The sequence below is a fragment of the Streptomyces sp. NPDC126497 genome, from assembly GCF_040302425.1.
Lineage (GTDB): Bacteria > Actinomycetota > Actinomycetes > Streptomycetales > Streptomycetaceae > Streptomyces.
The window spans coordinates 17623-39757 of the sequence record NZ_JBEORT010000053.1; the positions used below are offsets into that span (position 1 = coordinate 17623).

Annotated in this window: 23 protein-coding genes and 1 pseudogene; 20 read left to right on the forward strand and 4 right to left on the reverse strand. The window is 69.6% G+C overall.

Annotated features, from left to right (window positions below; genetic code table 11):
- Nucleotides 1-28: 28 nt before the first annotated feature.
- Complete coding sequence (locus ABTY20_RS21655) at nucleotides 29-1738, reverse strand: chitinase (protein WP_351998647.1); 1710 nt, start codon at nucleotides 1736-1738, stop codon at nucleotides 29-31.
- Between the two features lie 403 nt (nucleotides 1739-2141).
- On the opposite strand from ABTY20_RS21655, the gene ABTY20_RS21660 reads away from it, so the two are divergent.
- The 14 genes from ABTY20_RS21660 to ABTY20_RS21725 all read left to right on the forward strand — a co-directional run bounded on the left by ABTY20_RS21660 (nucleotide 2142) and on the right by ABTY20_RS21725 (nucleotide 13665).
- Nucleotides 2142-2975 (forward strand): hypothetical protein, encoded by an 834-nt coding sequence (locus ABTY20_RS21660; RefSeq protein ID WP_351998674.1) that lies wholly within the window; start codon nucleotides 2142-2144, stop codon nucleotides 2973-2975.
- Nucleotides 2976-3056: 81 nt separating this feature from the next.
- Complete coding sequence (cpaB, locus tag ABTY20_RS21665; protein ID WP_351998648.1) at nucleotides 3057-3764, forward strand: Flp pilus assembly protein CpaB; 708 nt, start codon at nucleotides 3057-3059, stop codon at nucleotides 3762-3764.
- 9 nt (nucleotides 3765-3773) lie between these two features.
- Complete coding sequence (locus tag ABTY20_RS21670) at nucleotides 3774-5027, forward strand: CpaE/TadZ family protein (protein ID WP_351998649.1); 1254 nt, start codon at nucleotides 3774-3776, stop codon at nucleotides 5025-5027.
- 4 nt (nucleotides 5028-5031) lie between these two features.
- Complete coding sequence (locus ABTY20_RS21675; protein WP_351998650.1) at nucleotides 5032-5424, forward strand: pilus assembly protein; 393 nt, start codon at nucleotides 5032-5034, stop codon at nucleotides 5422-5424.
- Nucleotide 5425: 1 nt separating this feature from the next.
- A complete protein-coding gene (locus ABTY20_RS21680) occupies nucleotides 5426-5809 on the forward strand; it encodes a TadE/TadG family type IV pilus assembly protein (RefSeq protein ID WP_351998651.1) in 384 nt (127 codons plus the stop codon).
- Nucleotides 5810-5821: 12 nt separating this feature from the next.
- Nucleotides 5822-7159, forward strand: a complete 1338-nt coding sequence (locus tag ABTY20_RS21685; protein WP_351998652.1) for a TadA family conjugal transfer-associated ATPase — start codon at nucleotides 5822-5824, stop codon at nucleotides 7157-7159.
- A gap of 11 nt (nucleotides 7160-7170) precedes the next feature.
- Nucleotides 7171-8115 carry a type II secretion system F family protein gene (locus tag ABTY20_RS21690; RefSeq protein ID WP_351998653.1) on the forward strand — a complete coding sequence of 315 codons (945 nt, stop codon included), beginning with the start codon at nucleotides 7171-7173 and terminating at the stop codon, nucleotides 8113-8115.
- 22 nt (nucleotides 8116-8137) lie between these two features.
- On the forward strand, nucleotides 8138-9025 hold the full coding sequence (locus ABTY20_RS21695) for a DUF5936 domain-containing protein (protein ID WP_351998654.1): 888 nt from the start codon (nucleotides 8138-8140) through the stop codon (nucleotides 9023-9025).
- Nucleotides 9026-9043: 18 nt separating this feature from the next.
- Nucleotides 9044-10549 (forward strand): sensor histidine kinase, encoded by a 1506-nt coding sequence (locus ABTY20_RS21700; protein ID WP_351998655.1) that lies wholly within the window; start codon nucleotides 9044-9046, stop codon nucleotides 10547-10549.
- Nucleotides 10546-11409 (forward strand): response regulator, encoded by an 864-nt coding sequence (locus ABTY20_RS21705; protein WP_351998656.1) that lies wholly within the window; start codon nucleotides 10546-10548, stop codon nucleotides 11407-11409. The genes ABTY20_RS21700 and ABTY20_RS21705 overlap by 4 nt, the downstream gene beginning before the upstream one ends.
- 187 nt (nucleotides 11410-11596) lie before the next feature.
- Nucleotides 11597-11794 carry a Flp family type IVb pilin gene (locus ABTY20_RS21710; RefSeq protein WP_351998657.1) on the forward strand — a complete coding sequence of 66 codons (198 nt, stop codon included), beginning with the start codon at nucleotides 11597-11599 and terminating at the stop codon, nucleotides 11792-11794.
- The gene (locus ABTY20_RS21715; RefSeq protein ID WP_351998658.1) at nucleotides 11794-12393 is read left to right on the forward strand and encodes a pilus assembly protein TadG-related protein; all 600 of its coding nucleotides are present in this window, start codon (nucleotides 11794-11796) and stop codon (nucleotides 12391-12393) included. The genes ABTY20_RS21710 and ABTY20_RS21715 overlap by 1 nt, the downstream gene beginning before the upstream one ends.
- A 34-nt stretch (nucleotides 12394-12427) precedes the next feature.
- On the forward strand, nucleotides 12428-13009 hold the full coding sequence (locus ABTY20_RS21720; protein WP_351998659.1) for a hypothetical protein: 582 nt from the start codon (nucleotides 12428-12430) through the stop codon (nucleotides 13007-13009).
- Nucleotides 13010-13017: 8 nt separating this feature from the next.
- On the forward strand, nucleotides 13018-13665 hold the full coding sequence (locus ABTY20_RS21725; RefSeq protein WP_351998660.1) for an OmpA family protein: 648 nt from the start codon (nucleotides 13018-13020) through the stop codon (nucleotides 13663-13665).
- A gap of 11 nt (nucleotides 13666-13676) precedes the next feature.
- Here ABTY20_RS21725 and ABTY20_RS21730 read toward each other — a convergent pair whose 3' ends face one another.
- The 3 genes from ABTY20_RS21730 to ABTY20_RS21740 all read right to left on the reverse strand — a co-directional run bounded on the left by ABTY20_RS21730 (nucleotide 13677) and on the right by ABTY20_RS21740 (nucleotide 16292).
- Entirely contained in the window at nucleotides 13677-14057 is a 381-nt protein-coding gene (locus ABTY20_RS21730) for an ASCH domain-containing protein (RefSeq protein WP_351998661.1), read from the reverse strand.
- A gap of 270 nt (nucleotides 14058-14327) precedes the next feature.
- Nucleotides 14328-14696, reverse strand: coding sequence for a DUF192 domain-containing protein (locus tag ABTY20_RS21735; protein ID WP_351998662.1), 369 nt, complete (start codon nucleotides 14694-14696; stop codon nucleotides 14328-14330).
- Between the two features lie 72 nt (nucleotides 14697-14768).
- Complete coding sequence (locus ABTY20_RS21740; protein ID WP_351998663.1) at nucleotides 14769-16292, reverse strand: alpha-1,2-mannosidase; 1524 nt, start codon at nucleotides 16290-16292, stop codon at nucleotides 14769-14771.
- Nucleotides 16293-17011: 719 nt separating this feature from the next.
- Between ABTY20_RS21740 and ABTY20_RS21745 the strand changes: the two genes are divergently transcribed.
- The 6 genes and pseudogenes from ABTY20_RS21745 to ABTY20_RS21770 form a co-directional block, all read left to right on the forward strand.
- Nucleotides 17012-17668 carry a hypothetical protein gene (locus ABTY20_RS21745; RefSeq protein WP_351998664.1) on the forward strand — a complete coding sequence of 219 codons (657 nt, stop codon included), beginning with the start codon at nucleotides 17012-17014 and terminating at the stop codon, nucleotides 17666-17668.
- A complete protein-coding gene (locus ABTY20_RS21750) occupies nucleotides 17656-18684 on the forward strand; it encodes a hypothetical protein (RefSeq protein WP_351998665.1) in 1029 nt (342 codons plus the stop codon). Before ABTY20_RS21745 ends, ABTY20_RS21750 begins: the two co-directional genes overlap by 13 nt.
- A gap of 208 nt (nucleotides 18685-18892) precedes the next feature.
- Entirely contained in the window at nucleotides 18893-19213 is a 321-nt protein-coding gene (locus ABTY20_RS21755; RefSeq protein WP_351998666.1) for a hypothetical protein, read from the forward strand.
- Nucleotides 19210-20511: a hypothetical protein gene (locus tag ABTY20_RS21760; protein ID WP_351998667.1), complete on the forward strand. Its 1302-nt coding sequence runs from the start codon at nucleotides 19210-19212 to the stop codon at nucleotides 20509-20511. Before ABTY20_RS21755 ends, ABTY20_RS21760 begins: the two co-directional genes overlap by 4 nt.
- 891 nt (nucleotides 20512-21402) lie before the next feature.
- The gene (locus ABTY20_RS21765) at nucleotides 21403-21891 is read left to right on the forward strand and encodes a hypothetical protein (protein WP_351998668.1); all 489 of its coding nucleotides are present in this window, start codon (nucleotides 21403-21405) and stop codon (nucleotides 21889-21891) included.
- Between the two features lie 16 nt (nucleotides 21892-21907).
- A pseudogene (locus ABTY20_RS21770) lies at nucleotides 21908-22093 on the forward strand (LLM class flavin-dependent oxidoreductase); the annotation flags it as partial.
- Between the last annotated feature and the right edge of the window lie 42 nt (nucleotides 22094-22135).

Consider the following 22135-nt stretch of genomic DNA (forward strand, 5'->3'; position numbering starts at 1 on the left):
GGGCTGGCGTCCGTCCGCGCGGGACCGGTCACGGAAGCGCGTGGACGTGCGGACCCACCGCGTTGGACCAGGCGTTGCCCGCCGTGGCGTCCCAGTTGGTGGACCAGGTCATCGCCCCCCGCAGGGACGGGTACGTCCGCGACGGCTTGAAGGAGCCGCAGCCGGTGCCCCTGGTGAGGCAGTCCAGGGCGTTGTTCACCACCGACGGGGAGACGTAGCCGCTGCCCGCGCCCCGCGTCGAGGCGGGCAGGCCCAGACCCACCTGGGACGGGTCGAGACCGCCCTCCAGCTGGATGCAGGCGAGCGCGGTGAGGAAGTCCACCGTGCCCTGGCTGTAGACCTTGCCGTCACAGCCCAGCATGGAACCGCTGTTGTAGTACTGCATGTTGACGACCGTGAGGATGTCCTTCACGTTCAGCGCGGTGCGGAAGTACGAGCCGGACGTCGACTGCATGTCGATGGTCTGCGGCGCCATCGTCAGGATCATGTCCGGGCCCGCCTTCGCCGACAGGGCGCGCAGGGCCTGCGTCATGTAGGTCGGGTTGAGGCCGTTCTCCAGGTCGATGTCGACGCCGTCGAAGCCGTACTCCTGCATCAGCGCGTACACCGAGTTCGCGAAGTTCGCCGCGGAGGCGGAGTCGTTCACCGAGACGGTGCCCTTCTCGCCGCCGACCGAGATGATGACCTTCTTCCCGGCCGCCTGCTTGGTCCGGACGTCCGCCTTGAACTGGGCCACGGTGTAACCGTTCAGGCCCGCCGAGTCCAGGTTGAAGGTGACGGCGCCCGGTGTGCCGGTCGCGTCCGCGAAGGCGACCGCGATGATGTCGTAGGCGTTCTGCACGTCCGAGAGGCGCTGCACCGCCGCGCCGTTGTCGAAGTTCTGCCAGTAGCCGGTCACGGCGTGCTCGGGCAGGTCACCGCTTCCGCCGCCGTCCTTCTGCTTCGTGCGGGCGGTCACCGCCGCCGACTTCGGCGACTCGCCCGCCGCGTTGACCGCGGCGACCTGGAAGGAGTACGAGGTGTCGGCCGCGAGGCCGGTCACCGTCGCCGACGTGCCCGACACGGCCGTCACCTTCGTGCCGTCGCGGTAGACGGTGTACCCGGTCGCCCCCGACACCGCGTTCCAGGCCAGCGACACCGACGAGGACGTCGTGCCGGAGACGCCGAGACCACCCGGCGTGCCCGGCACCTCGGGCTCCTCCTCACCGCCGCCGCCCCCGTCGGGCCCGAACACCGACAGGTCGTCCGCGTAGTAGGCGGCCTGGCCGTACCAGCCGTGGGTGTAGACCGTCACCGAGGTGGTGGAGGAGCCGGTGGTGAAGCTCGTCGACAGCTGCTTCCAGCTGCCGGAGTCCGGGGTCCAGGTGGACACGTCCGTGGTACCGGTGCCGTTCACGCCCAGGTAGGCGTACCCGCCCCGCACCCAGCCGGTCAGCCGGTACGTGGAGTTCGGCCTCACCGCGACGGTCTGGGTGCAGCGGGCGTTGTCCTGCCCGGCGGGCGTGGCCCTGAGCGCGGCCGTGCCGCCGTGCACCGGGGAGGAGACGGTCGTGCCGCTGTTCGCCGAACAGGTCCAGTCGCCCAGGCCCGCCTCGAAACCGGCGTTCCTGACGTTGTTGACGTCCGCCGCGGACGCCGGGCCGGCGCCGGCGAGGGGAAGGGCGAGGGCGAGGGCGCAGACGAGGACTCCGGCCCGGAGTCGTCTGCGGCGAACGGCCGTTCCTGGTGCGCGGTCCACTGGGGCCTCCGGTGGGGGAGAGGGGTGGGGAGGAAGTGCGGGCGACGGTGGCCACCGTGTGCAGCACAAGTTGGTCCAGACCAATCTCGTTGTCAATAGGTCCAGACCGAAATCGACCGGCGGGCCGGCCCCGGGCCGTCGTCCGGCGTCAAGGCGGTGCACGGGATCCACACCTCCGGGGCTCGATCGGGACCGGCGAGATGCTGGACGTGTCCCGTTTTGGCGCATCTTGTGCCCCGGTAGTTGCCGTTCGGCTGCACAAAGGCTGTTCTCCGGCCACAGACCCGTGGATACAGTGCTGACGTAGTCACGCAGTGAAGTCGCCAGGGTGTGTCGGAGTGACGCCCGACGGGCCGAGGGGCCTGGGGAGAACGGGGAACAGCGCGTGCCAACCGCCATCGCCGTGACCGGCGCCGACATGGCGCTGCCGGCCCAGGACGAACGAACCCTGCCCGCCGCCGTGCTGCGGGACGTCGACACCCGCCCGCTCGAACAGGTCCTGACCGAGCTGCAGAGGCTCGTCGAGCACCACGGGCACGTCATCGTGGTCTGCTCCCGGGCCGCCCCCACCGCCGTCCAGCGGCGCCTGCACACCCTGCGCTCCCTGCTGGAGAGCGACCGGATCGCCCTCTTCCGTCCCGACCTGCCGCCCCTCGGGCTGGCCGTCCTGGCCCGCCAGTTGCGGCAGCTCGCCTCCTGCGACCTCAGCCCCGGCGTCCTCGCCTCCGCCGGCCGATTACTGATCCACTACATCCACTCCGGAGCCCTGCTCGGCTCCGTCGCCCGCCTCGACCGCGTCCCCGTCGACCTGAAGCAGCACGCCAGGTCCTGGATGCCCGGCAGCCAGTTCGCCGTGCTCGCCCACCCGCAGCCGCACCTGGTCCGCCTCGGCCCCGACGCCACCCTCCCCGGCCCCGAGTTCGGCACCTGGATGCTCGTCGCCAGGGGCCAGCTCCAGTCCGACTGGGTCACCACCGCCCTGGCCCCCTCCTGGAAGGTCCAGGGCCTGCGCGAGACACCGCTGCCCGCCGAGTCCCCGGGCTGGTGGGGGACCGGCAGACTCGTCGAGTTCTGCACCTACCTGCCCGACCTGTCCGTCCTGTACCAGCTGGTCACCTCCGTACGGCGCGGCGTCTGCCACTGGTGCGGCATCGACGTCATCGGCGACCGGTGCGTGTTCTGTTCGGCCGTACCACCCGCTCCCGAGGACACCCCGGCCCTCACCCGCGGCGTCTGACCCCGTCCGCCCCGCCCCACGACCCAGCCCGCCCCCGCCCGAGTCCGCTCGACCGATATCCCCGATGAGGTTGCCCGGTTCATGAACTCCCGTCAGCGCCGCGGCGTGATACTCCTGCTCCTGTCGGTCCTGTGCGCCCTGGGCGCGTTCGCCGGCGTGCTCTCCGTCATCAGCGACGTGGAGTCCAAGGTCGGCCCCGAGGTCGCCGCGTACCGGCTGAGGACGAACGTGGCGCCCTACACCCCCCTCAGCACGGGCCAGTTCGAGAAGATCGAGATGCCCGAGCGGTGGCTGTCGAAGAACGCCGTCACCGACCTGGACGAGATCCGGGGAAAGATCGCCGTGACCGATCTGCGGGAGGGCTCCCTGCTGCAGAGCGACATGATCGTGGACCGGCCCGCCCTGCGGCCGGGACAGCAGGAGGTCGCCATCATGATCGACGCGGCGACCGGTGTCGCCGGCAAGATCACACCGGGCTCCTCGGTCAACGTCTACGCCACCTTCGAGGGCGAGCGCGAGGGCGACCCCGACCAGTCCCGGATCATCGTGACCAACGCCAAGGTCCTCGACGTCGGAAAGCTCACCGCCCTCCGGCCCGACGAGGACGACCGCGGCCGGGAGCCCACCGACGCCGTCCCGATCACCTTCGCGCTGTCCGCCGTCGACGCCCAGCGCATCACCTACGCCGAGTCGTTCGCCCAGCGGGTCCGCCTCGCCCTGGTCGCCCCCGGAACCGACGGCACCGTCCCGGAATCGCAGCGGACGTACGAACTCGCGAAGGACAAGTGAGAGGCCCGCATGCCCACGAGGATCCTCCCGGCAGTCGGCGACGCGGACGCGGTCCGGTCCCTCACCACACTGCTCAGCCAGCTCCCGGACGCCGAACCGGTCGCCCCGGTGGCCGACTCCACCCAGCTCGTCGACACCCTCGCCCGGCTGGCCGCCGAGTCCGTCGACGAACTGCCCGAGGTGGTGGTCGTGCACGAGCGGATCGGCCCCGTCCCCGCCCTGGAGCTGATCCGCGAGGTCGCCCTGCGCTTCCCCGCCGTCGGCGTCATCCTCGTCACCTCCGACGCGAGCCCCGGCCTCTTCCAGGCCGCCATGGACTACGGCGCCCGCGGCCTGGTCGCCCTCCCGCTCGGCTACGAGGAACTCGCCTCCCGCGTCCAGGCCGTCGCCCAGTGGTCCGTCGGCGTACGACGCCACCTCGGCTCCGGCGGCGACGTGTTCACCGGCTCCGGGGGCACCGTCGTCACCGTCAGCGGCGCCAAGGGCGGCGTCGGCGCGACCCTGACCGCCGTCCAGCTCGCCCTCGCCGCCCAGGCCTCCGGCCGCACCACCGCCCTCGTCGACATGGACCTCCAGACCGGCGACGTCGCCGCCTACCTGGACGTCCAGTTCCGCCGCTCCGTCGTCGACCTCGCCGCCATCACCGACATCTCCCCGCGGGTCCTCGCCGACGCCGTCTTCCGCCACGACACCGGCCTCGCCCTGCTGCTCGCCCCCGGCGAGGGCGAGCGCGGCGAGGACGTCACCGACCGCGCCGCCCGCCAGATCGTCAGCGCCCTGCGCTCCCGCTACGAGGTCGTCGTCATCGACTGCGGTGCCCAGCTCGGCGGCGCCGGCGCGGCGGCCGTGGAGATGGCCGACACCGCCCTGCTGGTCACCACCCCCGACGTCGTCGCCGTGCGGGGCGCCAAGCGGGCGGTGCGGATGTGGGACCGGCTGCAGATCCGCAAGGCCGAGGAGACCACCGTGGTCGTCAACCGCCACACCCGGTCCACGGAGATCCAGCCCCCGCTCATCCGGAGGATCACCGGCACCGTCGTCGCGGCCACCGTGATCCCCGCCCACTTCAAGGAACTCCAGGCCGTCGTGGACGCCGGCCGGGTCCACGAACTGGAGAACAGGAGCGCCGTGAAGCAGGCCCTGTGGGGCCTGGCCGGCGAGCTCGGCCTGGTCAAGGCGGCACAGGGCGAGCGGAAGGCGGGCCGGCCGCGCGGCGACCGCGGGTCGGTGAGCTTCCGGCGGCGCAGGGACTCGGGGGGATGAGGCGATGACGACGACGGCGGCACGGCGGCCGGACGACCGGGGCCAGGTGACCATCGAGTTCCTCGGCATGACCCCCACGATCCTCGTGACGCTGGTGGTGCTGTGGCAGCTCGTCCTGGTGGGGTACGCGTTCACGCTCGCGGGGAATGCTGCGGACGAGGCCGTACGGGCGGCCACGGCGGCGGCACCGGGCGCGCGCCAGGGCGCCTGCCGGGCGGCCGGGCTGGACAAGCTGTCGGGAGCGTGGGCGGGGGGAGCGACCGTGAACTGCACGACCTCGGGAGGCTTCGTCACCGCCGACGTGAGGATCGGCGTCCCCCTCCTCTTCCCCGGCACCGTCTCCCTCCCCCTCGACGTCGAGGGGCACGCGGGCGCGGTCGAGGAGGAGCGGGACTGACATGCCTCACGCGCCGTCCACGCCTCACGCGCCGTACGCACGTCGACCCCGCGACCGCGGCCAGGTCGCCCTCGAGTACCTCGGCTTCCTCCCGGTGCTGCTCGTCGTCGCCCTGGCCGCCGTGCAGCTCGGCCTGGTCGCCTACACCGCCCAGCAGGCCGGCACGGCGGCCCGCGCGGGGGCGCGCAGCGCCTCGCTCGACCGGGCCGCCGGGCCGGCCTGCACGGCGGCGGTCAGCGACTGGCTGGCCGGGCGCACCGCCTGCGCGGTGGCGGAGGGCGGCGACGAGGTCACCGTCACCGCCACGATCCGCATCCCGTCGATCGTCCCCGGCTGGGACTTCGACCCCGTCCGCAAGTCCGCCACGATGCCGCGAGACCACTGAGGAGCGAGCGACATGAGCCTGCGGGCACGCATCAACTCCCCCGAGGAGACGGCCGGCCGGGGCGAGGACGGCCGCCTGGTCGCCTCCTACCGCGCCAAGCTCCTGGAGGAGATCGACCTCGCGGAGATGAGTTCGCTGGCCGCGGCCGAGCGCCGGGCCCGGCTGGAACGCGTCCTCGGCCACATCATCAGCCGCGAGGGCCCCGTCCTGTCGACCGTCGAGCGCTCCCAGCTGATCCGCAGGGTCGTCGACGAGGCACTGGGGCTCGGCATCCTGGAGCCCCTGCTGGAGGACGCGTCCATCACCGAGATCATGGTGAACGGACCCGACGCGATCTTCGTGGAGCGCGGCGGCCGGGTCGAACAGCTCCCGCTCCGCTTCGCCTCCGCCGACCAGCTGATGCAGACGATCGAACGCATCGTCTCCACGGTCAACCGCCGCGTCGACGAGTCGAACCCCATGGTCGACGCCCGCCTCCCCTCCGGCGAGCGCGTCAACGTCATCATCCCGCCGCTCTCCCTGACCGGCGCGACCCTCACCATCCGCCGCTTCCCCCGCTCCTTCACCCTCCAGGAGCTGATCGGCCTCGGCTCGCTGGACGAGCCCACGCTCTACCTGCTGGCCGGCCTGGTGCAGGCCCGCTTCAACGTCATCGTCTCGGGCGCGACCGGCACCGGGAAGACGACCCTGCTGAACGCCCTCTCCGGCCTGATCCCCGAACGGGAACGCATCATCACCATCGAGGACTCCGCCGAACTGCAGCTCCAGCAGCCGCACGTCATCCGCCTGGAGTCCCGCCCGCCGAACGTCGAGGGCAAGGGCAGGGTCACCATCCGCGACCTGGTCCGCAACTCGCTCCGCATGCGCCCCGACCGCATCGTCGTCGGTGAGGTCCGCGGCGGCGAGTCCCTGGACATGCTCCAGGCCATGTCGACGGGCCACGACGGCTCCCTCGCCACCGTCCACGCCAACAGCGCCGAGGACGCCCTGACGCGCCTGCAGACCCTCGCCTCCATGTCCGACGTGGAGATCCCCTTCGTCGCGCTCCACGACCAGATCAACAGCGCCGTCGACGTCATCGTCCAGCTCACCCGCTTCGCCGACGGCGCCCGCCGCATCACCGAGGTCGCCCTGCTGGAGAGCCACGGCTCGGAGCCGTACCGGCTGGCCACGGTCGCCCGCTTCCACGCCCGGCCGATGACCGCCGACGGCCGCGTCCACGGCGTCTACGAGCACTACCCCCTCCCGCGCCGCACCGCCGACCGCCTCTACATGGCGAGCCAGCCCGTCCCCCAGGCGTTCGGCGTCGCCCAGTCCTACGACCAGCTCGCCACCCGAGAAGCCAGGTAGGAACCGCCCCCATGGAGCTGCAGAACCTGATCACGCTGACCACCGGCATCACGCTGCTGACCTGCGTCCTCGCGGTCGTCGGCGTGCACGCGTACGCCACCGGCAGGGCACAGCGGCAGGCGCTGGTGGACCGGCTGTCGGCCACCGGCCGGATCCCCGCCGCCGGCCGCCGCCGCCACTTCCCCGGCCTGGACCGTCGCCTGCGCCGCACCGGACTCGGCAGGAAGCTCGAACTGCGTCTGCTGGCCACCGGACTGGACATCACCCCCGGCGAGTTCTTCGCCTGCATGCTCGCCACGGTCGCCGGCCTGTGGCTCGTCGGCCAGGCGACCCTCGCCCCCTTCTTCGGGCCGATCGCCGGCCTGCTCGGCATCGGGGCGGCGCTGCAGTTCCTCACCTGGCAGCGGCAGAAACGCATCGAGAAGTTCATCAACCAGCTCCCGGAACTGGCCCGCATCCTCGCCAACGCCACCCAGGCGGGCCTCGCCCTGCGCACGGCCGTCGGCATGGCGGCGGAGGAGCTGGAGGCCCCGGCCGGCGAGGAACTGGCCAAGGTGGCCAACCAGCTGGCGGTGGGCGCGTCGATGGACGACGCCCTCGGCGAACTCGCCGACCGCCTCCCGTCCCGCGAGCTGGTCGTCCTGGTCACCACCCTGGTGCTGTCCAACCGGGCGGGCGGCCAGGTGGTGAGCGCCCTGCGGAACCTGACCGAGACGCTGGAGGAGCGCAAGGAGACCCGGCGCGAGGTCCGCACCCAGCTCTCCCAGGTCAGCATGACGTCGTACGCCGTGCCCGTCCTCGGCGTCGGCTCGCTGTTCCTGATGAACGGGGTGAAGGACGGAGCCCTGGAGCGCATGACCGGCTCCCCGGCCGGACAGGCCGCGGTGATCGTCGCGTTCGGTCTGTACGCCATCGGCTTCGTCCTCATCCGCCGCCTGTCCCGCATCGACGTCTGAGCGGCGAGGAGGACCGACCGACATGGCACTTCTGCTCGCCCTCCTGATGGGCCTCGCCGTCTACGGCGTCTTCGCCGGTGTCCGCATGTACCGGGCGGAGGTGAAACTCCCCGGCGACCTGGCCCTGGCCCTGGAGGTCGGCTCCACCCGCACGGGCGCGGTCGACTCCCTCGTCGACCGCCTGGGCATGCGCTACGCGCCCGCCGTGCTGCGCCTCATGGGCCCCAGGCAGGTCGCCCGGTACCGCCGCAGGATCGACCTGGCGGGCAACCCCGGCGGCCTCACCCTCGACCGCTACGCCGCCCGCCGCGCGGTGTACGGCTTCCTGGGGGTCGTGGGCTTCCTGGCCTTCCTGATGCGCGGCCAGCTCCTCATGGCCCTGCTGCTCCTCGCCTTCGGCGCGTTCTGGACGGAGGTGGGCATCTGGTCGGCGATCCGCGTCCGCAGGGACGTCATCGAGCGGACGCTGCCGGACTTCCTGGACGTGCTGGCGGTGGTGGTGAGCGCGGGCCTGGGCTTCCGGCAGGCCCTGGACCGGGTGTCGTCGAAGTACGAGGGCCCGTGGGCGGACGAACTGCGCATCACGCTCCGTCAGATGGACCTGGGCATGAGCCGCAGGCAGGCGTTCGCGGAACTGCGCCGCCGCAACGACTCGGAACAGGTGGCGATGTTCGTCACGGCGCTCCAGCAGGGCGAGGAACTGGGCGCGCCGATCGTGGACACGCTGGTGTCCCTGGCCAAGGACATGCGCCGCACGGACGCGCAGAACGCCCGCCGCAAGGCGGCCCGCGCGGTCCCGAAGGCCACCATGATGATCACCACGTTCATGGTCCCGGCCACGATGATCCTCCTCGGCGCCGGTCTGATCCTCGGCTCCGGCATCGACTTCGGCGCGGTCACGGGCGAGTAGGGCAGGGGGCGGGGTGCGATGACGACGAGCGGGGAACGCACGGGGCCGTTCCGCCGCGCGCCCGGACCCTCGGAGATCACCACCCCGCCGACGGGCACGGTCCTCCCGCCCCACACCAGGACGGGCGCCCCGGACGTCCCGGTGACCTCGGCGACCCCGGAGCCGCCCCCGGGCCGGGAACCGGCGGCGGGTCCTGAGGAGGGGGGCTCGGACAGCCCGTTGCACGGCGGGAACGCCGCCGACGGTGCCGGGCCCCCACCGGGGCCACCCGCACCCGCACCGGCGCCGGACGTCCAGATCCAGATCAACGCCCTCCAAGCCCTGTGCCGGCAGGCGTTCGGCTTCCGCCTGGCGATGATCGCCCTGGCGACCCCCTCCGCCCTCCTCAACGCCGCCCCCGGCTGGAGCACCCGCCTCGTCGCCCTCGCCGTGGTGGCCACCTTCATGGCCTCCTACGTCCTCTTCAGGGACTGGGAACGCTTCGGCCCCCTCCTCCTCCGCCACCCCACCCTCCTCGCGGCGGACACCCTCTTCGGAGCCCTGCTCCTCATCTCCGCGGGTCCCGACACCACCCTCGCCTACGTCAGCGTCTGCACCCCCCTCCTCGCGGGCCTGATCTACGGCTGGCGCGGGGCGGCGGTCTTCGCCTCCCTCCAGGGCCTGATCCTCCTCCTGGTCCACGCGGCCCTGGACAACCCGCACACGGACCCGGCGGAATCACTCCTCCTCCCCGGCCTCTGCGTGATCGCCGGCGCGGTCGGCTCCAGCCTCCGCAACCTCATGCTCCGCCTGGGCACGGCGACCCGGGCCCTGACCACGGTCCAGGCCCGCCTGGCCGTCACGGAGGCGGTCGGCGCCGAACGGGCCCGTCTGGCCCGCGAGATGCACGACTCGGTGGCCAAGACCCTCCACGGGGTGGCCCTGGCCGCGGACGGCCTGGCCGGCACGGCGGACGCCCCGCACCCGGACCCGGCCCTGGTGAAGCGACAGGCGGAACTGGTGGCCCGCTCGGCCCGCAGAGCCGCCGCCGAGTCCCGCGAACTCCTGGCCGACCTGCGCAGGGAGTCGGACCCGGACCGGGGCACGGACGTCCTGGCGGAACTGGCCTCCCGCACCCGCGACTTCTCCGCCCGCACCGGTCTCCCGGCGACCTGCCGCCCCACCGGTGAACGCGCGGTCCCGCCCGTCCCGCCCGCCGTGGCCCGCCAGCTCCTCACCATCGTCTCGGAGGCCATGGAGAACGCCCACCGCCACGCGCGACCGGCCAGGGTCGACGTCCACGCCGGCGTCCACGGCGACCTGCTCCGCATCAGCGTGTACGACGACGGCACCGGCCTCCCGCCCGGCACCGACCTCGAACAGCTCCGCCGCTCCGGTCACTTCGGCCTGGTCGGCATGGTCGAGAGGGCGGCCTCGGTCGGCGCCCGCATCCGCATCGGCCGGGGCGCCCACACCCGAGGCACAGAGGTCCGCCTGGAGCTCCCGCTGGCGGCCGTGACGACCCCCACGGAGGCCACCCCATGACGACACCGCCCCACCCCTTCGCACACGTTCCGCCGCCGGCCCCCCTCCGGGTCGTCGTGGCGGACGACAACCCGGTGGTCCGCGCCGGCCTGACCGCCCTCCTCACCGGCCGCGAGGGCATCACGGTGGTGGCGGAGGCGGCCGACGGCCGGGAGGCCTGCGAGGCGACCCGCGCCCACCGCCCCGACGTGGTCCTCCTGGACGTCCGCATGCCCGGTGTGGACGGCCTCTCGGCACTCCCGTACCTGGTGCGGATCGCTTCCGTGGTGATGCTGACGTACAGCGGGGAGTCGGAGATCGTCCAGGAGGCCCTGCGCAGGGGAGCGGGCGGCTACCTGGTCCACGGCGAGTTCACGGCGGACCAACTGGTGGCGGCGATCCGCGACATCGGAGAGGGCAGGCCCCACTTCACCCCCACAGCGGCCGGAGCGTTGCTCTCGCAACTCCGTCAGAGTCCGCACCCCTCCGGGAAACTGCCGGAGGGGCTGGGCTCCTTACGCACAACTGGCCCCGCATCAAACGAACTCTACTCCTCCGACGTCCCGTCCCCGTCCACTTCTGCGGAAAACCTTTCGCAACTGCAATCGGATGTGGCACGATCGACGTCTGGCTGGACAGGCGGCCGTCCGGCCGCTTCCGACAGGTCGAGGTACCGACTCAGCGCGAGGGAGGCGGAGATCATGGACCTCATCGCATCCGGCATGACCAACCGGCAGATCGCCGCCATGTGCTTCATCAGCGAGAAGACGGTCAAGAACCACATCAACCGCATCTTCGCGAAGCTCCACAGCACGAGCCGTTCCGAGGCCGCGGCGAAGTGGCTCGGCACGGCACCGGGTCCGGGCCGAGGGGTGGGGTGACCTCGGGTGACGACGAGGACGACGAGGACGACGAGGACGACGAGGACGACGAGGAGCCGGTCCCGCACTTGGGCCCGGGATTGGGCCCTGGGGCCCTCCGGCGGACGGGGCTCCCACCCGTACGGTGCGGATGCCGAAGGCGGCCCCACGAGACAGGCCGCCACCGCGTCAGCCGGAGGGGAACACCATGAGCAACTGGATCAACACGGCGGTCAGGTACCTCCAGTCCCGCGCGGCCCGCAACGACAAGGGCCAGACCGCAGTGGAGTACCTGGGCATCATCGCGGTGGTCGTGGCGATCGTGCTGGCGATCACGGGTACCAGCCTTGGCCAGTCGATCTACGACGCGATCACGACACAGATCGCGCGGGTCACCGGCGGCTGATGCGACCACGCGGGTACAGCGATGCAGGGCAGGCATTCCCCATCTACATCACGGTGGTGGGGGGCCTGCTCTTTCTTGCGCTCGCGTACTTCGCGGTCGGCCAGGCTGCGGCGAACCGAAACAGCGCGCAAACCGCCGCTGATGCGGCCGCGCTCGCGGCAGCCCAGGAGCGGCGGGATCAACTCGCAGACGCGTGGGTGCGGAGCCTCCTCGATCCGACCAAATGGCAGGGCATCTTCAACGGAAATACGGAAGGGATCACCCCGTCGTGCTGGAGGGCGGATCAACTGGCGACGCAGAATGATGCCGTTGTTCTGAGCTGCCTTCCGGACGGATTGCTGGGTTACACGGTGGTGGTGGAAACGAATGACACTGTCGGGGAGTCCATAATTCCCGGCACGGAGAAAATGAAGTCTCAGGAAAAGGCCACTGCCGTGATCGAGCCTCGCTGCGAGTTTGAGCTTCTGACGGAGGAAGCAGGAGAGGAAAAGCTGCCGCTGCTGACCTGTAAGGGGAGGGAGTGGAAGCTGGACCCGGAGGACTCCGATGAGCTGCTCCCGAAACCTGAAGACCTCTTCGATGTCAACCTGGCCGACTGACAAGCGAACGACGAGTGACTAAGGAAGCAGAGGCATGAGTATTCGGTTCACAACGAAGGCCCGTAGGGGGGTGGCCGCGATGACTGTCGTGACCGGACTGGCCCTAGGCGTGGCCGCCTGCGGTGGTGGAGGAGAGGATGATAAGAAGCCGGAGGTCTCGTCATCGACATCGCGGGGCAACGGGTCCGACCCAAGCGCACAAGAGAACCAGACGAACGATCCTCTGACGGAACTGAGGGGATCGAACGGACTGCTTCTGCAGATCTCATCTGCACAACGTGACGCTGGTGGGTTCGTCACCGTCAATGGCACTCTGAAGAACGATGGAGCCGAGAGCGTTGTAATCCCTGCAGCTCTGAGTGGCAATGAGACTGAGATCGTGCGAAATGGTCGATCGCTTGGTGGTGCCACGCTGGTCGACTCAAAGAGCAAGAAGCGGTACTACGTACTGCGCGACACAGACGGTCGACCATTGACCACGGCTGGTTTCTCGACCGTTAAAGCGGGGGATAGCCTTCCTGTCTTCATGCAGTTCCCCGCGCCACCAGATGGTACAGTCGAAGTCACTTTCCAATTGCCAACGTTCGCCAGCGGCACCATCCAGATCTCTGGGTGAGGTCGGCCATGACATACACGCGTATGCACCTGGTGCCGCCTCGGCTCACCTTGGCACTCACTGCCGCCACTCTTCTGGTCGCCATGAACCTCTGCTGCGCCACAACTGTCGCGGCTGACGATGGCCCCAGCGTTCCCCCAGGAACCGAAGCCATGGCCTCAGCCCCCGTAGAAATCGATCCCAACGACCCGGACCTCAAGCTCCCGGAGGGGGCGAACCTTGCTGAGCCGAAGGTTCTGGACATCAAGCAGGTCGTAGAAGACCAAAGCGGCGACGAACGCCGCGAGGACACCAACTCCGACGTGACGTTCGCGCTCCAGGCCGAGGTCCTGTTCGGCAAGGACAGCGCGAAGCTCGGCGCGGAGGCGAAGGCCCGCATCGTCACGATCGCGGGCGAGATCAAGGCGCAGAACGCGACGAAGGTCCGCGTCTTCGGCTTCACCGACAACCTGGGCTCGTCCGCGCACGGCGACGTCCTGTCCCGTCGGCGCGCCAACGCCGTACAAGCCGTCCTGGGCCAGCAGTTGCGCGACGCGAACATCACCTACGAGGTGCGCGGATACGGCGAGCAGTACCCGATCGCCGACAACTCGACGGAGGCCGGCCGCAAGAAGAACCGCAGGGTCGAGATCACCTTCCCGCGCACGGCGAGCTGAGCCGACTCAGGTCATCCGGAAGGCGTGACGAGCCGGAACCGCAGGCACACCAGCGGCGTGTCCTCATCCACGGGAGTGCCGACGCCTTCCCAGAAGCGCCTGTGTCCGGTCCGCCACTCGTCCAGCGATCGGTCGCCCTCTCCTTCGGCGGCGGCGTGTTCCCACGTGACACCGCCGAAGGGAGCCAGCCCGACGCCGGTGATCTCGATCGTGGCGACGTGGTCTCCGTCGTTCCCGAGAAGCGCCAGGCGCTCACCCTCGAACTCCAGGCCCTCCGTCTCCTCGACGTACTCGGCCAGCAGCCCGGTGGTGGCGGTTTTCCTCCCGGCCAGGACGAGAGCGTTGAGTCGCTCCCGCATCTCACCGGCCGTGCCGAGTTCCAGTGCCCGCATGCCGTTCACCCGTGGCCACACGGTTCCGTCCCCCCTTCCGGCACCTGCCCGGCACCGATCGTCCCGCACGGACCGCACGGACCGCGGACGTCAGCCACCGCGCCGCTCACCGATCCTACGATCCGGTCACAACGGGTGGTGTGCTGAGCCCCGCCCGCAATCGGTCGTGGCCGCCCGGAGCCTGCCGCACGCCCCTCCTGCGACGCGCACCCTCACAGGGGCGGTCCTGCCCGGGGAGGCGCACGGATGGACACGGAAGGCGGCGGCGCGCTAAAGGTCCACTTCCACCAGGGCCCCGACCCGCAGCCCCCACCCCTCCATCGTCCCGGCCTCGGCCTCCAGCACGTGCCGTGCCCGGAACCGGGGCCGACCGAGCCGTCCCGGGGGCATGGTGCGGACGGCGACGACCCGGAGCCGCCGGTCGAGGTAGGCGACGTCGATGGGCATGCGCATGCGGAAGGTGTGCACGCTGTTGGCGGGGGAGAGCAGCAGGGCCCCGTCGAGGGAGTCCCGCCCCAGCAGCCCCTTCGTGCGGGCCCGATAGGAGGCGGCGATCTCCAGCGGAACGCGCACGCCCGTCCGCTCTCCGCCCTCCCCCCGCACGATCAGCTCCCCACGCCCGTCCCGCCAGCGCCCCATCCCCGACCGCCCCCTCGACCACCCACCGACGAACCGTCCGCACCGAACGTATCTCCGCAGGCCCCCCGGGCATCAGTGCGCGCGCAGTTGCTCCGCCAGCGCGGTCAGCGTCCGGGCCGTCTCGGACAGGCTCGCGACGGCGGCCTGCAGCTCCGAGGCGACGCGGGGAGCGGCGGGAAGGGCGGCGGACGCGGCGACGGCCGGCGTGCCGCGGTAACCGATGGGGCCCTCGTTCCAGCGCTGGTAGTAGCCGGTGAACGCCTGCCCGGCGGGCGCCTCCGCGAACCGGACCCGGGCGAGCTGGACCTCGGTCCCGCCGGAGTTGCGGGTGATGTCGAGACGGTAGTGGCGGTGGGCCCGGGCGGAGGAGCGGAGGTGGAACGTGCGGGTCTGGAACCGCTCGGTGAACTTCTCACCGCTGCGCGTGTCCAGCGGCGTCCACGTCTGACCGTCGTGGGAGCCGAGGAGGGTCCAGTCGCGGGGGTCGCGCTCGGCGAAGTCGTTCGCCGACGTCAGGGAGTAGGAGGCGACGGCGGCGGGACGGGCGAGGGTGAAGTCCAGGTGGGCGGTCTCCTCGAACGTCAGCCACTTGCTGCGCTCGTCCTCGAGGAGGTTGTCGGCTCCCTCGCCCCCGTCCTCGAACTCGTCGCTCGCCTCGACACCGGTCACCTCGACCTCGGAGGCGGCGGCGTGCAGCACGACCACCCCGGAGTTGCCCCGCTGGTCGCGCCAGGTCACCCGCTCGACGGGCGCCCCGCCGTCGTCGACCAGCAGCCGCAGCTCGTGGGAGGTGTGCCAGCGGCCGCCCCACCCCTCCTCCGTGTGGAAGCGGTGCAGGGGGGACGCCGAGAGGTTCTCGGCGTCGTCCGAGAACGGCCGGCGGTCGGTGAGCCGACCCCGGTACTCGTACGCCGTACCGTCCGCGGCGCGGTACACACCGTGGAAGTCGGACATGTTGGACTGGAAGCTGATGGCCGACTCGGCGCCGTCCTCACCGCGCCAGCCGAGCTGGGCGGGCAGGGAGTGCTCGTCCCGGTCGATGTGGAAGAGCAGCCGCGGTGCCGCCTGCCAGGGGGCGGAGGCGGCGTGGGCGGGGCGGAACTCCGTACGGTAGGCGAAGACCGAGTCGCGGGCGGCCTCGGCGACCCGCGCGCGCTCGGAGCGGCCACGTTCCCAGACGGGGTCCAGGGTGATCCGGTACAGCCAGAGCATGCTGGCGGACTTGGCCGAGGAACGTATCTCCAGGGTGTTGGTGCCGGGCTTCAGCAGGCGCCCGGGCACCGCGAAGACGTTGTCCTGCGGAAGGTCTCCGCCGCCGGGCACGGTGAGGTCCTCGGCCACCACCTCACCCTGGACCAGTACGTTCATCGGCGCGTACCCGAGGTCGGAGCCGAGCTTGGAGACGAGGGCCGTGACGGTGAGCGTCACCTGGGGGACGTCCTCCGGGTCCTCCACCTCGAAGTCCAGCGTCACGCTCCCGCCCGCGCTCAACGCCACGTGCGACCCGGCGAACCGGGCCCCGTGAAGCCTGACTTCGGCGTTGGCCAGCCGAGTCGGATCGACGGAGAAGTCGGCGTAGGTGGCCTCAAAGCCCATGAGTGCTCCAGATGGTGACGTGACGTCAGCGAAAGGGCCGCCATGCGATGGCGACGGTGATCCAGGACCCTAGTGGGCCGGACCGACAACGCCGCTCAGGGGGAGGGAACCGCGTCCGCCGGAGGGACCGGGGCGGGGTCGGCGTCACCGACGCCGACGATGATGCTGTCCAGTTTCCTGCCGCCGTTTCCGCCCTGCTCCTCGGAATCACCCCGGCGGAGGCGGTGGTGCTCCCGCTCGACTCGACCTGCTCACCGACCGCCTGCTCCGCGGGACCGGCCCGGGTGCCGTCGGAACCGAACGCCACGGTCGGCAGCGCGACGGTCGGGCGGCAGGCGATTCCCGACTTCGCTCTCGCCACGACCAGGAGGTGTCCGCCGGCCCGGGTCCCCGACTCGGGGCTCCAGGAGACGCCGTTGGCGCCGCAGGTCTGCTCGACCGCCGCCCGAGTGGGAACCGGCGGTCCCGCGCTCACCGTCCACCACTCACCACGCGACCGCTCCGGCTGACGGATCCAGACCCGGTGGGCACTGCTTTGGGCCCACGGGCCCATCCCCTGACACCTGCCCCTCCCTATCCTCACGCTCCTCACCACCGACCATCCGCTCAGGGAGCCGAAGGACCCCGCACGTTGACCCCGTCCACTCTGGTGCCTCGACTTACGCACCGGATAGCTTTGACTTCGCTGAAGCCAAGCCTCGCCCCACTGGGAGCCGACCGTGAACCGCCGCCCCACCCTGCTCGCAGCGCTCGCGCTGACCGCCACCGCGGCCCTGACGCTGTCCGCGTGCGGAAGCGACGACAGTCCGACCAAGGACAACGACAAGATCGCGGGCGCGGACACCGGGGACAAGAAGTCCCCCTCCCCGAGCGAGTCGGCCTCCGCCTCGGCAGACCGCCCGAAGATCGAACTGCCCTCCGATCTCTCCTACACCTTCGACTGGCCGAAGACGGGCGACAAGGAGAAGGACGCGGTCCTGGCGGACAGCGAGCAGTCCATCAAGGCCGTTGACCTGGCGATCGTGAACCAGGACGCATTGGACAAGGCGTACCTCTACTACTACGAGGGCGAGGCGGCGGCCGGGACCGAGAAATTCATTCAGAACTACGTGGACCACAAAGCCGGCCTTACAGGCTCCTACCGCTTCTACGCCCCCGAGGTGACCGTCGGTAAAGATGGCACCGCGTCCTTCAGTTACTGCGAGGACCAGGGCAAGGCGTACGTGAAGTACCTGGAGAGCGGCAAGATCAAGAAGACCGAGGTCACTGCCAAGAGCTACGTGATCTACCACACGTCGCTGAAGAAGAACAGCGAGGGTGTATGGATGATCCAGAAAATCGTCTCGCAGAGTGGGAGCGCCAAGTGCCAGCCGTGACTCACGCTTCCCGGACGATCGCCACTCTTGGTGTGGTCGTTTCCTTGTTGGCTTTGCCGAGCATTGCCCGTGCCGACGACACCTTGGGCGGCGCGACCCAGGGCACTGAACAGAGCGCAAAGACCGGCGATGACGGCACTGTTTCCGTCACCGTCGGCGGCGTCGTCTTCGACCGTTCGAAGAACGGCAGTGGCGGTTCCACGGGAGCGCTGACGTCGTCCACGTCGTGGAGCCCGCCTCCCTGCTGGTACGCCCCCAAGTACACCCCCGAGCAGCTGCAGAAGTACCTGGAACCGATTTGGGAAGCCGGCTCGACGGGCTACGAGTGGGACGCCAAGCAGCGGGAGAAGTACAACGCCGACGACGAGGAGAAGGGCTTCAACAAGGACAAGTCCGGCAAGGGCTACTGGTGGGGCTCGTACGTCAACAAGAACTACCCGCCGGGCTGGGACTCCTGTGACGAGGACTACTTCTGGGTCGACACGGGCGACGCCCCGCCCGCGAACATCGAGAACGCGGTCACCCCTGAAATCCTCGCCGAACTCGCCTACGCGGAGATCCGCGTCCCGGGCACCGAGGTGACGCTGGCCCCCGCGGAGGCCACCAAGGTGAACCTTCCGACGTGGGCGTGGCTGGACGGCGCGGAGTTCAAGCCGGTCTCGGTCACGGCGTCCGTACCGACGATCGGTATCCAGGCGACGGCCACGGCGGAGCCGGTCGCGCTGGAGATCAAGCCGGGCACCCCGGACGCGGAGACCTATCCGGCCTCGGGCGTCTGCGAGATCAACGACGGCCGTATCGGTGAGCCGTACGCGCAGGGCAAGGCGGACAAGACGCCTCCGTGCGGGGTGAAGTACCTGCGTTCCTCGGGCGACGGTACGTTCCCGCTCCAGGCGACGGTCACCTGGGAGATCCACTGGACCGGCACCGGCGGCGCGGGCGGCGACCTCCCCGACGGCGAGTTCGGCGCGACGCAGGACGTCGTGGTCCAGGAAATCCAGGCCATCAACCGCTGACCCGGAGCCACGCCTCACCAGGAGCCGACTGTGCAGCGCCGCCAAGGGCAGCGACACGGTCACGGACGTAGGGGGTGAGAAGTCGGCACCCCTGACCGAGTCGGCCCCTGCCTCGGTGGAGCATGTCCGCCGGCTCCGGAGCGTCACGGATCGCGTGTCGTGTCGTTCATTCCATCGGTGGTGTCGTGCGGGTGGAGGGGACGAGCGTATGGCGGAGCGGTTGGCGGTGGACGGGGGCGAGCTGGGGCGGTTCATGAAGTCCCTGCGCAAGTCGTCGAGTTCCCTCAGAGGCGTGCGCAAGGTTCTCGCGGACGCGACCGTCACCGGGCTCGGTACCGATGATCTCGACAGTGCCTGCGAGGACTTCCAGGAGGACTGGAAGTACGGGGCCGAGGAGATCGGCAAGCAGACGGACGACCTGGCCGAGATCATCGGCAAGAGCCGGGACAGCTACCTCGAGGTAGACAAGGCTCTGGAGGAGGCGCTCCGGCAGGCCCGGGAGGGCAGGGGCGGGGGCGGTGGGAAGTGACTTTCACTCCGGGCACCGATCAGGCCGGCGCCGTTCTGGATCCGCAGTCGCGGGCCGATCTCCTTCTGCCCCAGGGACTCAAGTCGGCGCCGCGCATCCCCAACCCGGATCATCCCCACCTGGGGTTCAACCCGGTGCCTGGGGACACGGAGGCCGTCCGTCGGCTGCACAAGAAACTGAGCGGGTGTGCGGAGGTGCTGCAGGACGCGCACGACTTGGTCACCAAGCTGCTGGACGGCAGCTACTGGAAGGGGGACGCCGCCGTCGCCTTCCGCGAGCAGCTCGACGGCGGGCCGCTGCCCTTGAACTTGAAGAACGCTGCGCATTCCATTCGCAAGGCGGCCAGGCAGTTGAACCGCTGGGAGGACGAGCTGGATGAGTTTCAGCGGCGTGCGAAGCGGTTGGAGGGCGAGGCGGAAGAGGCGCAGGCCGCAGTCGACCGGGCCGAGGGGCGTGCGGGAAAGGCGGCGGGGGAGCGCAGGGACGGGGCTGTCGAGGAGGCGCAGGCCGAGCTCGACAAGGTGATTCGCAAGGCGAAGCAGCTGGCTGGGGAGCATGAGCGGCAGGCGAAGCACCGTGCGAGCAGAATCCGCGACGCGACGAAGAAACTGGCTCCGCACGAACCAGGCTGGTTCGACGAGGCCCTCGACTGGCTCACCGACAACCTGCCGGACATCCTGAGCTTCGTGGCTGGTGTCGTAGGAGTTGTGGCGATCATTTTTGCAGGTCCGCTCGGCTTGACGGCGGTAGCCGCACTGATGTTCGTGGCGTCCGGGCTGAGCGTGACAGCGCTGGGGCTGAGGCTCATTGCGAATCCAGAGACCCTGGAGTCCTTGAAGGATGGCTTCAGTAAAGGTGAACTTGATGCGGATTTCTGGAGCAACTTGGTGTCAGTGGGGGCAGATGCTGCCGGGGTGATTCCCGGTATCGGGGCGGTCGCCGCAGGAGCCAAGGGGGCAACGAACGCAATTCGTGCTGGAGGGGAAACGCTCAGCTTCACGCAAAAGGCGGCGTTATTCGGTGCCAATTCCATGGAAAGTATGCAATCGATTGCCCAGTTGGAAAACCCCTTGGTTGTGCGGGCGGTGAGGAGTCTCAGCAACCCTGACGCGGCAGCCAAGGCAGTGGCTGCGACCTCAGGTTTGGCTGGGGTTGGTACTGGCGGCTTTGGGATCTACAACAAAATTGTGGACGCGGAGGACGACGGAATCAAGGATGGCGCCGTGGCGGGTGTCGACGGAGCGAGGCTTATCTTGGACAATGCCGGAATTTTTGATGTAGCTCGTTACGCCTTCTGATGTTCGAGCAATAGTAGGGGTTGTGAGTGAATCCTGAACGCTGTCGAGTGGCGTGGGACCATCCGCATACTCGCTTGTCCTGGTCAGGGTGCATGCTGAAGTGTGTTATTGGACTACTGTGGTGGATCGCTTCATGGTTCGGCCTGCTCTACTTCCTGGCTGCTCATCTTTCTCCGAAATTTTCCCTCCTCTTTGTGATTCCGCTCTGCTACTGCCTCTATCGAGCAGTGGTGCAGTTGTGCCATTTTCGCCCAATTCTTCGCATGCGACGCATCATGCAGAACTATCCATGGCGAGTGTTCCGGGGAGTTCCATACGGATTAAAGGAACACTCTGAGGTGCCGAACAGGCACTATGGATGGTTCGAGTTTCCCAATCCAGCCCATCCTCGACAACGACTACCTCTTGTCTTTCTGTGGCATTATCGTACGGAGTGGTGGCACCGCAGGATGGCTCCCCGTGCCAAGTCGGAGTTAAAGGGCGAGATCGAGACACTTTGGTTTGCTGGTGATCCCCGCTTCATTGGACTCATTGCTGTACCCGGTCGACGCGGCAGTGCGCCCCGGCGGCTACATGTACTCGAACAGCGAATGACGCAGCACGTTGGCCAGCTATTTGCGGACTGGGGTGTCACTGCGGAGGACGTGGAGCGTGGTCGACGTGTCGGAATTTCCCCTACCCGCCCCTGACTCACTGCATGGAATCCCTTTGTTCAACTCGGCGATCATTCTTCACGACTCATTCAACGACCCTGATGCGACGCTTTGGTTCGCCGAACCAGCTGGCTTCACGGCTCTTCCCTTGGAAGCCCTACTCCCTCCTTCTGGCTCTGCGGCAGCGGAAGATTTAAGAGCGGCAGTTGCTCCGATCCTGGACACATCTCCAGATGAAATGCTGCGCCAGCAGCTCATCTCCCAGTTCGCCACGGCTCAACAACTCCTGGCCGCCCTACGCGAAGCAGGCACCGTGCATTGCTCCGTCGGGCTTCATCGAGACGACGTCGCCGACGTGGCCGGTGTGAGCAGCCCGGCGCCGTTGTTCTCTCTCTTCACCGTCTCCTGGCGGGAGACCGCCACCGCCCCGCGTGGCGTCACCGCCGCACGGGCGGTGACGGCCGGGGTGGGGCACACCGGTGTGGAGTTCGCCGAGCTTTCCTGTGGGCCCGCGGCGTTCAGCGAGTCGGTGTCCGTGCCGGGGGACGGCAGTGGGCTGCCGCAGTTGCCGCTTCTCCAACTGCACGCGCACCTGCCCCATCCGGACTGCAGGCGCCTGGCCGTGCTCACGCTCACCACGACGGCCCCGGCGCGACGGGACGAGTACCGGGCGATTCTGCGGATGATCGCCGCGAGCGTCAGTTTCAAGGGTCCGTCCCACGTGTAGGGCCCATCCCTGACCAATCACCACACCAGGCGCGGTCTTCCGTCTCCGGCTCGCTCCCGAGCGGCTCCGGTCCGTTGCCCGGCTCGCCGATGAGACGGGGCTCGAGGAGCTCTGGTTGTGGGAGGACTGTTTCAGGGAGGGTGGGATCTCCACCGCCGCCGCCGCGCTGGCGTGGACCGAGCGGGTCCGGGTCGGGGCCGGGGCCGACTCGGTGATCCTCCAGCCGACCAGTGACGAGCCGGAC

Bases quoted from the DNA above. Each gene is read 5' to 3' on its own strand.
- cpaB (WP_351998648.1), top strand. From the start codon at position 3,057: ATGAACTCCCGTCAGCGCCGCGGCGTGATACTCCTGCTCCTGTCGGTC.
- ABTY20_RS21670 (WP_351998649.1), top strand. From the start codon at position 3,774: ATGCCCACGAGGATCCTCCCGGCAGTCGGCGACGCGGACGCGGTCCGG.
- ABTY20_RS21675 (WP_351998650.1), top strand. From the start codon at position 5,032: ATGACGACGACGGCGGCACGGCGGCCGGACGACCGGGGCCAGGTGACC.
- ABTY20_RS21680 (WP_351998651.1), top strand. From the start codon at position 5,426: ATGCCTCACGCGCCGTCCACGCCTCACGCGCCGTACGCACGTCGACCC.
- ABTY20_RS21685 (WP_351998652.1), top strand. From the start codon at position 5,822: ATGAGCCTGCGGGCACGCATCAACTCCCCCGAGGAGACGGCCGGCCGG.
- ABTY20_RS21690 (WP_351998653.1), top strand. From the start codon at position 7,171: ATGGAGCTGCAGAACCTGATCACGCTGACCACCGGCATCACGCTGCTG.
- ABTY20_RS21695 (WP_351998654.1), top strand. From the start codon at position 8,138: ATGGCACTTCTGCTCGCCCTCCTGATGGGCCTCGCCGTCTACGGCGTC.
- ABTY20_RS21700 (WP_351998655.1), top strand. From the start codon at position 9,044: ATGACGACGAGCGGGGAACGCACGGGGCCGTTCCGCCGCGCGCCCGGA.
- ABTY20_RS21705 (WP_351998656.1), top strand. From the start codon at position 10,546: ATGACGACACCGCCCCACCCCTTCGCACACGTTCCGCCGCCGGCCCCC.
- ABTY20_RS21710 (WP_351998657.1), top strand. From the start codon at position 11,597: ATGAGCAACTGGATCAACACGGCGGTCAGGTACCTCCAGTCCCGCGCG.
- ABTY20_RS21715 (WP_351998658.1), top strand. From the start codon at position 11,794: ATGCGACCACGCGGGTACAGCGATGCAGGGCAGGCATTCCCCATCTAC.
- ABTY20_RS21720 (WP_351998659.1), top strand. From the start codon at position 12,428: ATGAGTATTCGGTTCACAACGAAGGCCCGTAGGGGGGTGGCCGCGATG.
- ABTY20_RS21725 (WP_351998660.1), top strand. From the start codon at position 13,018: ATGACATACACGCGTATGCACCTGGTGCCGCCTCGGCTCACCTTGGCA.
- ABTY20_RS21730 (WP_351998661.1), bottom strand. From the start codon at position 14,057: ATGCGGGCACTGGAACTCGGCACGGCCGGTGAGATGCGGGAGCGACTC.
- ABTY20_RS21735 (WP_351998662.1), bottom strand. From the start codon at position 14,696: ATGGGGCGCTGGCGGGACGGGCGTGGGGAGCTGATCGTGCGGGGGGAG.
- ABTY20_RS21740 (WP_351998663.1), bottom strand. From the start codon at position 16,292: ATGGGCTTTGAGGCCACCTACGCCGACTTCTCCGTCGATCCGACTCGG.
- ABTY20_RS21755 (WP_351998666.1), top strand. From the start codon at position 18,893: ATGGCGGAGCGGTTGGCGGTGGACGGGGGCGAGCTGGGGCGGTTCATG.
- ABTY20_RS21765 (WP_351998668.1), top strand. From the start codon at position 21,403: ATGCTGCGCCAGCAGCTCATCTCCCAGTTCGCCACGGCTCAACAACTC.